This is a genomic window from Burkholderia sp. b14 (assembly GCF_900156195.1).
Classification (GTDB): domain Bacteria; phylum Pseudomonadota; class Gammaproteobacteria; order Burkholderiales; family Burkholderiaceae; genus Mycetohabitans.
This window is the reverse complement of the sequence record NZ_FTPJ01000003.1, coordinates 1,213,794-1,225,499: the sequence shown is the minus strand read 5'-3', so window position 1 is coordinate 1,225,499 and position 11,706 is coordinate 1,213,794. Positions and strand designations below refer to the sequence as shown.

Annotated in this window: 11 protein-coding genes and 2 pseudogenes; 10 read left to right on the top strand and 3 right to left on the bottom strand. The window is 53.1% G+C overall.

Annotation, left to right across the window (positions count from 1 at the left end; translation table 11 throughout):
- Positions 1 to 2: 2 nt before the first annotated feature.
- A complete protein-coding gene (locus tag B0B13_RS10000; protein WP_076787721.1) occupies positions 3 to 1,292 on the top strand; it encodes a dihydroorotase in 1,290 nt (429 codons plus the stop codon).
- On the top strand, positions 1,289 to 2,164 hold the full coding sequence (locus tag B0B13_RS09995; protein ID WP_076796109.1) for a lysophospholipid acyltransferase family protein: 876 nt from the start codon (positions 1,289 to 1,291) through the stop codon (positions 2,162 to 2,164). The genes B0B13_RS10000 and B0B13_RS09995 overlap by 4 nt, the downstream gene beginning before the upstream one ends.
- On the opposite strand, the gene B0B13_RS09990 is transcribed toward B0B13_RS09995, so the two are convergent.
- From B0B13_RS09990 to B0B13_RS09980, 3 genes and pseudogenes are all read right to left on the bottom strand, one after another.
- Positions 2,165 to 3,055, bottom strand: a complete 891-nt coding sequence (locus B0B13_RS09990; RefSeq protein WP_255710775.1) for a symmetrical bis(5'-nucleosyl)-tetraphosphatase — start codon at positions 3,053 to 3,055, stop codon at positions 2,165 to 2,167.
- A 266-nt stretch (positions 3,056 to 3,321) separates the two neighbouring features.
- A pseudogene (locus tag B0B13_RS09985) lies at positions 3,322 to 3,687 on the bottom strand (IS30 family transposase); the annotation flags it as partial.
- A 135-nt stretch (positions 3,688 to 3,822) separates the two neighbouring features.
- Positions 3,823 to 4,173: pseudogene (locus tag B0B13_RS09980) on the bottom strand (transposase); the annotation flags it as partial.
- Between the two features lie 148 nt (positions 4,174 to 4,321).
- On the opposite strand from B0B13_RS09980, the gene rfbB reads away from it, so the two are divergent.
- The 8 genes from rfbB to B0B13_RS09940 all read left to right on the top strand — a co-directional run bounded on the left by rfbB (position 4,322) and on the right by B0B13_RS09940 (position 11,684).
- Positions 4,322 to 5,383, top strand: a complete 1,062-nt coding sequence (gene rfbB, locus B0B13_RS09975; protein ID WP_076796104.1) for a dTDP-glucose 4,6-dehydratase — start codon at positions 4,322 to 4,324, stop codon at positions 5,381 to 5,383.
- Positions 5,384 to 5,401: 18 nt separating this feature from the next.
- Positions 5,402 to 6,301 (top strand): glucose-1-phosphate thymidylyltransferase RfbA, encoded by a 900-nt coding sequence (gene rfbA, locus B0B13_RS09970; protein ID WP_076787726.1) that lies wholly within the window; start codon positions 5,402 to 5,404, stop codon positions 6,299 to 6,301.
- Complete coding sequence (rfbC, locus tag B0B13_RS09965) at positions 6,286 to 6,837, top strand: dTDP-4-dehydrorhamnose 3,5-epimerase (protein ID WP_076796102.1); 552 nt, start codon at positions 6,286 to 6,288, stop codon at positions 6,835 to 6,837. The genes rfbA and rfbC overlap by 16 nt, the downstream gene beginning before the upstream one ends.
- 11 nt (positions 6,838 to 6,848) lie before the next feature.
- Positions 6,849 to 7,745 (top strand): dTDP-4-dehydrorhamnose reductase, encoded by an 897-nt coding sequence (gene rfbD / locus B0B13_RS09960; protein WP_076797260.1) that lies wholly within the window; start codon positions 6,849 to 6,851, stop codon positions 7,743 to 7,745.
- 46 nt (positions 7,746 to 7,791) lie between these two features.
- Entirely contained in the window at positions 7,792 to 8,658 is an 867-nt protein-coding gene (locus B0B13_RS09955; protein ID WP_237573958.1) for a glycosyltransferase family 2 protein, read from the top strand.
- Between the two features lie 60 nt (positions 8,659 to 8,718).
- Positions 8,719 to 9,501, top strand: a complete 783-nt coding sequence (locus B0B13_RS09950) for an ABC transporter permease (protein WP_076786194.1) — start codon at positions 8,719 to 8,721, stop codon at positions 9,499 to 9,501.
- An 11-nt stretch (positions 9,502 to 9,512) separates the two neighbouring features.
- Positions 9,513 to 10,265, top strand: a complete 753-nt coding sequence (locus B0B13_RS09945) for an ABC transporter ATP-binding protein (RefSeq protein ID WP_076786195.1) — start codon at positions 9,513 to 9,515, stop codon at positions 10,263 to 10,265.
- A 399-nt stretch (positions 10,266 to 10,664) separates the two neighbouring features.
- Positions 10,665 to 11,684: a glycosyltransferase family 2 protein gene (locus B0B13_RS09940; protein ID WP_076786196.1), complete on the top strand. Its 1,020-nt coding sequence runs from the start codon at positions 10,665 to 10,667 to the stop codon at positions 11,682 to 11,684.
- Positions 11,685 to 11,706 lie beyond the last annotated feature (22 nt).

Sequence of the window (11,706 nt, the reverse complement as noted above, 5' to 3'; positions counted from 1 at the left end):
GCATGAAGATTCATATCAAGGGTGGCCGCGTTATCGACCCGGTGGCGGGCACCGAGCAACAGGCGGATGTTTGGATCGCGGATGGCCACATTGTCTCGATTGGCGCCGCTACGGCGCCATGGCACGATGTCCAAACCCTCGATGCCACGGGGCTAGCGATCGCCCCGGGACTGGTCGATTTGTGCGCTCGGCTGCGCGAGCCGGGGTACGAGTATCGCGCGACGCTGGAGTCCGAGATGGCGGCGGCGCTGGCCGGCGGCGTAACTAGCCTCGTGTGTCCGCCCGATACCGACCCGCCGCTGGACGAGCCGGGGCTGGTTGAAATGTTGAAGTTCCGTGCTCGCAATCTGGACCAAGTCCATGTGTATCCGCTCGGGGCACTGACGGTGGGCTTGAAGGGTGAGGTTATCACCGAGATGGCCGAGTTGACCGAGGCGGGGTGCGTCGGCTTCACGCAGGCGGAGCGACCGATCGTCAACACTACGGTACTGCTGCGGGCGCTGCAATACGCGAACACGTTCGGCTACACGGTCTGGTTGCGGCCGCAGGACCCGTATCTGGGCCGCGGCGGTATCGCCGCCAGCGGACCGGTCGCGTCGCGGCTCGGGCTGCCGGGAGTGCCGGTGGCCGCCGAGACGATCGCGCTGCATACGATCTTCGAGCTGATGCGTGCGACGGGTGCGCGGGTTCATCTGCAACACTTGTCGTCGGCGGCGGGCCTCGAACTGGTGCGCGCAGCCAAGCGAGAAGGGCTGCCGGTCACGTGCGACGTCACGATCAATCATGTTCACTTGATCGATGTGGACATCGGCTACTTCGACGCTCAATTTCGCGTCGATCCGCCGCTGCGCTCGCAGCGCGACCGCGATGCGATCCGCGCGGCGCTTGCTGACGGCACCATCGATGCGATCTGCTCGGATCATACGCCCGTGGACGACGACGAAAAACTGCGGCCCTTCGGCGAGGCGTCGCCCGGGGCGAGCGGACTGGAACTGCTGCTATCGTTGGCGCTCAAGTGGGCGACTGAGGAGAAGCGGTCGTTGGCACACGCGCTGGCCAAGGTCACCTGTGCGCCGGCTGGATTGCTCGGGTTGCCGGCGGGCAGGCTCGAGCCCGGCGCCACTGCGGACCTGTGCGTGTTCGATCCCGCCGCGCATTGGCATGTCGAGCCACGGGCGCTAAAAAGCCAAGGGCACAATACGCCGTTCCTGGGATACGAATTGCCAGCGCGAGTGCGCACCACGATCGTGGCCGGGCGCGTTGCGTACGACAGCCGAGACCGGCAGGCGTGAACCGGTTTTCAGTCGCATGGCGCAAGGCGCGGCTTGTCGTGCACGTGCTGCAAGGCGCGTGGACGGTTGCCACGCGCTTTTCGCGCACCGACGACGATGGCCGCCGGGCATTGACGCGACAGTGGAGCCTGCGCTTTCTCGCGCTCGCTGGCGTGCGGCTCGTCGTGCACCATGACGAGCGTCGCATCGATGCGGGCACGATGGTGGTCGGCAATCATGTCTCGTGGATTGACATCTATGTGATCAATGCCTGGCGGCCGACACCGTTCGTCTCCAAGGCGGAGGTGCGCAACTGGCCCGTGATCGGTTGGCTGGCCGCCAAGCTCGACACCGCGTTCGTACGGCGCGACAAGCGCAGCGATGCAAAGCGGATCATGCACGAACTGGCGCAGCGGCTCCAAGGCGGGCGGTCGATCTGCGTGTTTCCGGAGGGCACGACGTCCGACGGCGTCGAGGTGCTGCCTTTTCATGCGAACCTGTTCCAAGCTGCGGTGTCGGCCGGCGCGCCGGTCCAACCGATTGGCCTGATGTACGAGGATGCGCACGGGTGCCAGTCCACCGCGCCCGCGTATGTGGGTGATATTACGCTTGGGCAATCGCTGGACGCATTGTTGCGTGACGGGCCGTTAACGGTCCATTTGTACGTCGGTGCGGCGCTTAAAGCCACCGAGCGACGAACTGCCGCGCATGATGCGCAGCATGTGGTCGGTGAAGCACTGCGTGAGATGCAGCGGCACGTGCAACCGCCATTGACGCGGCAGGTGCTATCCGATGCTCCTACATACATGAAGCGGTCCGTCAGTGCTCGACTTCTAATGTCGCAAGCCGACGCTGCAGATGCCATGAAGGATGCGTGGGACCGCGTGCATTGATCAGCGCTGCTTGCTGCAATCGATTTGTACTACAGTCCGTCTCTTGGGATCCGTATCGAGCCGTACTGCAGACAGTTTGTCGCCCCATACGCAGCCTGAGTCTAGCGCAATCACGTCGTCGCGCACTTGCAGGCCCAGTGCTGCCCAATGGCCGAACACGACCAGTGCATCAGCGGTGCGGCGGCCTGGCACGTTGAACCACGGCATGAAACCGACCGGTGCGCTGTTCGGACTGCCGCTTGCATTGAATTCTATCCGTCCGTGCACGTCGCAGAAACGCATGCGTGTCATCGCGTTGACGATCACGCGCGAGCGGTCATTACCGGACAGTTTGTCGTGCCATGTGTTGGGTTCGTTGCCCCATAGGTGCTGAAGGAATGCTTTCCAGTCAGTGCTGCGTAGCCGTGTTTCAACCTCGCGAGCAAGTGCAAGCGCGGTGCTGACATCCCACTGTGGCAGTACGCCGGCGTGTACGAGCAGCCTGCACCCATCATAGTGGGCCAGTGGGCGATGTCGTAGCCACTCGATTAGGTCGGCTGCGTCCGGTGCGCCGAGGATGTCGTCAAGTGTGTCACCGCGCTTTGGGCGATGCACGCCTGCTGCGATGGCCAGCAAATGCAGGTCGTGGTTGCCAAGTACGGCAACGGCGCGCTCGCCGAGCCCGGCGATGCGGCGTAATGCTGCAAGCGACGCGGGGCCGCGGTTCACCAAGTCGCCAGTGAACCATAACGGCGTGTCGGTCGGTGGTCCGAGCTTGTCGAGCAGCCGCTCCAGTGCATTGCAGCAGCCTTGTACGTCGCCGATGGCGATTGGTGTTGCGCTGGCCGTGTTGATAACGGCAGCGGTGGCTGCGGCGGGTTCAATCGCGCAGTGAGCTATGCATGATTTCAATATGTCAAGATCCTTCATCGTTTCGGCGAAGCACGAGGATGGCAAGACGGACGCTCACGGCAAACCTTGCATCAGCCAGCAAGCGGGACGTCACAACCGGTTGGGCATTGACAAGAAATTTAATGGTAGAAGCAACTCAAGCTATTTCGCATATGGGCAAAGCAGCTATTTCAGCTTACAGCAATCTGTGTAGGTGATTGCCGCGTAGCAAATCTTATATCACAGTGCATGACAGACGACTCTGGGCAAAACAAGGCCCCGCAGGTTCAACTGGTGGATGCAACACCGATGCTGGCGTTTAGTTTATCTGCTGGCGTTGTGAATACCAATGTTTTTCTCGGCCGTTGATTTAGCTGCTTGGCGACCTTGTTCAGATTTGCTTGCGAATAGCCTGCGAGGTTAGTGCCTTTCGGGAAATACTGGCGAAGCAGGCTGTTGGTATTCTCGTTGGTCCCGCGTTGCCATGGACTTTGTGGATCCCAGAAGTAGACTCGAACGTTGGTTGCTAAGTTAAACTTCTTATGCTGGGCGAGCTCTATGCCGCGGTCCCATGCGATCGATTGGCGCAATTTTATGGGAAGCTTTCGGACTTGTTTGCTTAACGCTGAAACGACGCTCTCAGTATCCTGGCGCATTTAACTGGTCATCGCAACACCTTCTGATCTAGTGTTCCCCAAAACGTAGATTAGGTGAGCAAGAAAAAGCGGTGTGGGTTATCCGCCGAACAAAAGGCATTGTTGTGGCGAAGATGGAAAGACGGTAAGTCGGACTGGCTTGAAGCTGCCGCCATGATCGCTCGGGGTTTCCAGCCTCAACGGACCGTCTTTTGTCAGCGCCGTCTTGCGGGTCTTGCCATTGCGATGTTTGGTCACATATTCCGGCCGCGCGGCGCTCGGCCGGCGCGTAGCCAGATGGTGGCCGAACTCGGCTCCCAGCGCGCGCTCGATCAGCACCTTCTTGAACGCCATGGATGCGGTCTGCATCGTCTCCGCGCTCATCAAGCCGGTCAAGAACCGTCTACGGTCTATTAACTCCTTTAGAATCGACGGCAGCGCCGTCTTGTGCCTGGCCGGTCGTATTGTTCTTGCGTGGTGGCATGCATGCTCCTTAGTCCACATGTTATGCCTTACACACAAAATTGATGACGGCCCCGTTTGCCAGGGCTATTCATTTATAATTCGGCGTTCCCCGATTGACGCCACCGGGTGCATGTCCCCGGGAACGTTTGTGCGAGTCGGGTCTGTTTTTGAACCGTAAGGAATTTGCATGATTCTCGTAACGGGTGGTGCCGGGTTCATCGGCAGCAATTTCGTGCTCAACTGGTTGCATAGCAAAGATGAAGCTATTCTTAACGTTGATAAGCTTACCTACGCAGGCAACCTACGCACGTTGAAGTCGCTTGAGGGTGACGCACGCCATTTGTTTGCGCGTGTGGACATCTGCGATCGCGCAGCACTCGGTACCCTCTTTGCAAATTATGCGCCGCGTGCGGTCGTGCACTTTGCCGCGGAAAGCCATGTTGATCGCTCGATTCATGGGCCAGCCGAATTTGTACAGACAAACGTGATCGGCACTTTCACGTTGCTGGAGGCCGCTCGCACCTACTGGAACAAGCTGGATGCTGATGCGAAGGCTGCATTTCGGTTCTTGCATGTGTCCACCGATGAGGTATTTGGCTCGCTATTGGAAAGCGATCCGCCATTTTCCGAAACGACACCGTATGCGCCAAACAGCCCATATTCGGCCACTAAAGCTGGCTCTGACCACTTGGTGAGGGCGTACCATCATACTTATGGCCTACCTACGCTGACGACAAACTGCTCGAATAACTACGGGCCGTACCATTTCCCTGAGAAACTGATTCCACTGACGATTGCCAATGCGCTCGCTGGCAAGCCGTTGCCGGTGTACGGTGACGGGCAGAATGTGCGCGACTGGTTGTATGTCGGCGACCATTGTGCGGCGATCTGTGAGGTGCTCGCGCGTGGCAAACCTGGTGAGACCTACAATGTAGGTGGTTGGAACGAAAAAAAGAACATTGAGGTTGTGCACACACTGTGCGATTTGCTGGATGAACTTAATCCAAAGGCCGCCGGCTCGTATCGCGACCAAATCACGTTTGTCACTGATCGTCCGGGCCACGATCGCCGTTATGCAATCGATGCAAGAAAGCTCGAGCGCGACCTTGGCTGGAAGCCTGCCGAGACATTCGAAAGCGGCCTGAAAAAGACTGTTCGATGGTACCTTGACAATCAAGACTGGGTAAACGATGTGCAGTCGGGTGAGTATCGCAAATGGGTTGAATTAAATTATGCACAACGCGCGTGACAATTGAGGGCAATGATGATGCACAGTGGGCGTAAGGGCATTATTCTCGCTGGTGGCTCCGGCACGCGACTTTATCCAATCACGCATGCCGTCTCCAAGCAGCTACTGCCAGTATACGATAAGCCGATGATTTACTATCCGCTTTCCACGCTGATGGTGGCCGGTATTCGGGACGTGCTGGTGATCTCGACGCCGGAGGACACGCCGCGTTTCGAAGCGATGTTGCGTGACGGGCACCAATGGGGCATAAATATTCATTATGCGATTCAGCCCTCACCGGATGGGCTAGCCCAGGCATTCGTCATTGGGCGCGAGTTCATCGGTAAGGCTCCTTCTGCGTTGATTCTCGGTGACAACATTTTCTATGGGCACGATCTTGTCAAGCAGCTCGAGAGGGCGAACGAGCGAGCAGACGGTGCCACCGTGTTTGCGTATCACGTGCACGATCCAGAGCGTTACGGGGTGGTCGAATTCGATCGTCAGTTTCGTGCGCTTTCTATCGAAGAAAAGCCGGCGAAACCACGCTCAAACTATGCTGTCACAGGTTTGTACTTCTATGACAACAGCGTGTGCGACATCGCAGCGACGATCAAGCCATCGCCGCGCGGTGAACTAGAAATCACCGATGTCAATTCTGTTTATCTTGCGCAAAGCAACTTGAACGTTGAAATCATGGGCCGTGGCTACGCATGGCTTGACACCGGAACGCACGACTCCTTAATTGAAGCGGCGACATTTATCGCAACGTTACAGAAACGGCAAGGGCTTGTCGTTGCATGTCCAGAGGAAATTGCATATCGGCTCGGTTGGATTGACGCTGAGCAATTGCAAAAATTAGCTGCTCCGCTCACGAAAAATGGCTACGGAAAATATCTACAAACTATTTTAACGGACCAAGTTGCATGGCCATCCAAGTAATACCGACTGAATTACCGGAAGTAAAGATCATTGAGCCAAAGGTATTTGGCGACACGCGAGGCTTTTTCTTTGAAAGCTTTAACGTACGTGAATTTGCTGAGCTTGTCGATTCGAATGCGGTGTTTGTGCAGGACAATCATTCGCGTTCCGCAAAGGGCGTGTTGCGTGGTCTGCACTATCAGATCGAACACGCGCAGGGCAAGCTTGTACGGGTCGTGCAAGGCGAAGTGTTTGATGTAGCAGTGGATATTCGAAAAAGCTCACCGAATTTTGCGAAATGGGTTGGCGTGTATTTGTCAGCCGAAAACAAGCGACAGCTTTGGGTGCCGGCAGGTTTCGCGCATGGTTTTGTAACCCTGTCGGAATCGGCGGAATTTTTGTATAAAACAACTGATTACTGGTTTCCAGAGTTTGAACGCAGCATTATCTGGAGCGACCCGCAGATTGGTATCAAGTGGCCGTATGATGGTGAGCTGCTGATTGCAGCAAAGGATGCTGTGAGTAGGCGCCTAGCAGAAGCGGAAGTTTTTGCTTAATGGAGGCGTTGATGAGTTTGAAAAACAAGCAACGCACGATACTGATTACTGGTGTAAACGGTCAGGTCGGTTTTGAACTGACGCGTACGCTACAAGGCCTTGGTAGAGTGGTAGCGGCCGACCGATCAATGCTGGACCTATCAGACCTTGGGCAGATACGCTCGATTGTGCACAGCGTGCAGCCCACGCTGATTGTGAATCCGGCCGCATACACCAGCGTTGATAAAGCCGAGAGCGAACCTGATCTGGCAATGATTATTAATGGTCAAGCGCCGGGTGTATTCGCTGACGAGGCTAAGAAGCTTGGCATCCCGCTAATTCACTATTCGACCGATTACGTATTTAATGGCGAGAAGGACGGGGAATATGTCGAGGGCGATCCTACTGATCCGCAGAACGTGTATGGCTCCACGAAGCTTGCTGGCGAACAGGCAATTGCGACGAGCGGTGCGAATTATTTAATTTTTCGAACGAGTTGGGTATATGGCAGACGCGGCAAGAACATCTTGCTGACAATGCTAAGGCTCGGTGCAGATCGGTCGAAGCTGAAAGTAGTAGCTGATCAGTTTGGAGCGCCGACATGGAGCAATACGATTGCGACGCTGACGGCACATGTCATTGCGCAGGCATTAATGGAAAAAGATCAAGAACATTGGTGGCACCAGCGGTCTGGCGTATATCATTTGAGTGCAGGTGGCTCAACGTCGTGGCATGGATTTGTATCGGCAATTTTTGAATTGTCAAAACTTGAAAAGCGGCCTGTGGTGGAGCGGATCTCGACGTCCGAATATCCAACATCAGCTAAGCGTCCGGCTAATTCACGGATGTCAAATGAAAAACTGGCGCGCGTGTTCGGATTGCGAGCGCCTGAATGGAGGGAGGCGCTACGCCTTTGCATGATTGACTAACGTATGGAATCATGGCAGGACGAAGCACGAGCTGACTGGCGCCGTCGTGGTTTTCTATCATCCCGACGCAGGTTGCGTGCAGCGTGCGAACGCTCTTGCGGAGATAGCGCATTGCGTGATCATTGACAATACCGAGCAGGCTAGCAGTGCGTCAAACCTTGGTTTAGAAGATGATGTCGTGTATATCGCCAATGGCGCAAACCTGGGCATCGCGACAGCAATCAATCAAGGTATAGAAGTACTAATTAAAGCGGGTTGTACAAGCGCTTTTATCTTTGACCAAGACAGCGAACCATCGAGCCAGCTTATTCGGGACTTGCCGTGCCTGCTCGAAAAGCAGTTGAATTATGGCACGCCGGTCGCATTGATGGGCCCTGCCTTTGAAGACATGCGGTTCGGTGGCGTGGCCCCTTTCGTACGTTTTAAATATTGGAAGCTGCAACGCATCACGCCGGTGGGTACGCAACCTATTGAAGTCGATTATTTAATCAGTTCGGGTTCGTGCATAAATCTCGCTGCATGGCGAAATATTGGCCCTATGGACGAAAGCCTTTTTATCGATTTGGTGGACTTGGAATGGTGCATCAGGGCACAATTAAAAGGCTATTTGGTGCTTGGTGCGCCGATGTTGCGTCTTGCGCATAAATTAGGCGATGAGCCGGTTCGCGTGTTCGGTCGTGCTTATCCAAGTCATAGCCCATTGCGTCATTATTACATATCTCGCAATACTGTCGCGCTAATCAAGCGACGCTATGTACCATGTAACTGGAAATCGACAGAACTTGTAAAAATTCCTGTCCGTTTTTTGATTTATGGTTTTTTTATGAGGCCACGCCTAAAACATCTATGGATGTCCTTTGTTGGTCTTTGGCATGGGTTGATAGGCCGGACGGGGCCATTAAAAAAGTCATAACGTACTGTATAATTTGCGGCATGCTTGATTTGCCAAATTTATTTAAAATCTAGTGTCAAAATGTTTAAACTTATATTTAATGATTTAAAGCAAAGTGCCGCCTCATGGCGGCTTTGGACTTTGCTTGGTTGGCTAGAAGTACGACAGCGTTACGCACGCTCGCGGATTGGCCCATTTTGGCTGACTATTAGCATGGGCGTGATGATCGGATCAATTGGCATCGTTTACGGTACGCTATTTGGCCAACAGATGAGGGATTATCTGCCATTTCTTGCTGTTAGCCTCGTTATGTGGGGTGCTTTTTCGCAGACTATTGTTGACGGTAGTACTGCGTACATCAGCAGTGGCCAATATATCCGCCAGGTATCGACGCCAAAGCTTATTTATGTATTGCAGGCTGCCTGGCGAAATTTAGTAATATCTGCGCACAACTTTTTAATTGTTTTGCTATTACTTATTGCGTTTGGAATCAAGGATTGGACGACGTTGCCATTCTTTGTTCCAGCCTTTGTGTTGTTTATTCTCAACGCGCTTTGGATTGCGATGGTGGTTAGCCTGCTATCGGCTAGGTTTCGCGATTTGCCGCAGATTGTCGCGGCAGTTATGCAGGTCGCCTTCTATGTAACACCTATCATTTACCGTCCAAATGCGTTAAGTCGATTTTCATTCATTGTAGAACTAAATCCTTTCGCGTACCTGATTGAACTCGTGCGCGCACCGTTGATCGGCCAGATGCCTAGTATCACGACATGGGGAGTGGCAATCAGCATGCTTGTGTTAGGCTGGTTCGTCGCGCTGGCCTTGAGTGGTCGCTACTTGAAACGCATTCCATATTGGGTTTGAAAGAAAGCAACATGGCATATATCGAACTCCGAGGTGCTACCCTCGACCTTCCAATTTATGATGTACAAGGTCGCTCACTAAAAAAGAAGCTGATGCGGATAGGCAGGAGGAACAGCATTGCCGAGAACCACGACGGAGTCATTGTAGTCCGGGCATTGGACAATATTGATTTGCGTCTCGAGAGCGGGGATCGTGTCGGACTCATAGGCCACAATGGTGCGGGTAAATCTACATTGTTAAGAATGATGGCGGGCATTTATGCGCCCACCCAAGGACAGGTCGTAACCGACGGCAAGACCGTTCCGCTACTTGATATCAATCTTGGAATGGACGAAAACTCGACTGGTATGCAAAATATTCGGCTGCGTGGGCTGCTGCTCGGCATGTCGGATCAGGAGATCCGTACAAAACAACAGTCGATAGCGGAATTCTGCGAACTGGGAGACTACCTTGACCTGCCATTACGTACATATTCTAGTGGGATGCGTATGCGCCTTGCATTCGCGGTGTCGACCGCAGTAGATGCCGAAATTTTATTGCTTGACGAAGTGATGGGTGTCGGTGATGCCTCCTTTATGCACAAAGCGGAGCAGCGTCTTGCGGATTTTCATAGTCGTGCAGAGATTGTGGTTTTTGCAATGCATGCGAATAGCGCGATCCGACGTGTTTGCAACAAGGCTTTGTGGATGGAGCGCGGTCATGTGCGTGCATTCGGCCCTGTCGAGGAAGTGGTAAATGCTTACGAGCAGCAAATAGGAAACTAAGTAAAGGGGGGGACGTGCCAGTTCAAAAAATTGCAACGCAGAATTTTACACATAATGTGACTGTAAAAAATCATTGGATTAAGTTGTGCCGCTTGCCTGATAAGTGTCGCGGGTAAAAATGATCTTTAATAAAAATTTTAAGCAGGTCGAGTTTGCATCTAGCTTTCCGATAAATCAATCTATAACACTTGCGCAGAATATTTAAATGGGGCGCGGCTGTCGGACGACTAAATGTTCATTGATTCAATACGTTAGCCGATGCCCGTAAAATAATTGAGTAGTGGTAGGTGGGGCGGGGCACAGCTTCCGATATTTTCTATTGGAGGAGTGTGTTCCGTTCGACGTAAAATCTTGTATCACGATATTGATTTGTAAATCCCCTTTTGTTGGAGAAATTAAATGCCGAACGACTGCGTTGCTCCAACTGTCGCCGTCATAATTCCGTTTTACAATGGTTCGAAATGGATCGAGCGTGCGCTTGTGAGTGTTACCGAACAAACCGTATTGGCCAACGAAGTTTTTGTTGTGAATGACGGCTCTCGTGTTGATGAACAAGCGGCGCTATATGAGTTATCCAAGAAATATCATTTTTGTATCATTGACAAGCCTAACGGTGGCCAGGGTTCGGCGCGCAATGCTGGCGTAGAAGCTGCTAGCTCTGAATATATTTGTTTCCTTGATCAAGATGATTTTTATCTTCATGACCATATCGAAGTATTGGTACATGCAATTCCGAGAAAGGATCGTCGCTTCGGTTTTGTCTATGGCGATGCAATAGAAGCCGATGGCAACGGAAATATTGTACGCACGGCCATGATCAAGGAGCATAATCCAGTCCATCCGAAGCGCGCAATCTTTGAACTGCTGCGGCAGGATATGTTTGTCTTGCCTTCAGCGTCACTTATTAGTCGTAAAGCGTTTCTTTCGGTCGGCGGCTTTGACTCACGCTTAACCGGCTATGAAGATGATGACTTATTTCTGCGCATTTTCCGTAAAGGTTATACAAATTATTTCGTCGATCGTCCTGTGTATGTTTGGTGCATCCATTCGGAAAGTACCTCCTATACAATCCGCATGAGTCGTAGCCGCTTCCTCTACTTTCAAAAGCTTGCTGAAACCTTTGGCGACGAAGAGGGTAAGCAGCGATTCTATTTCCGCGATTGTTTAGTCCCTCGATTCGGTAAAATTTTTATTGTCGATGCATTCAATGCAGTGATAAAACGTAGCGAATATCGGCATGAAGTTGATTCGATTTTGAGAAAGTACGCGTCGATGGTCTACGTTAATCCCCATATCGGTATCAAACACAAAGTAAAGTTATGGATGATGACATTTTTTCTGACTTCCTGCCCGCCTAGCTTCGTTTCTGCAATAAGCATTATTGCAAAGCTTCCTGCCATTCGGCGCCTGTTGATATAGTGCAATAAATTTTGTCTAAGCT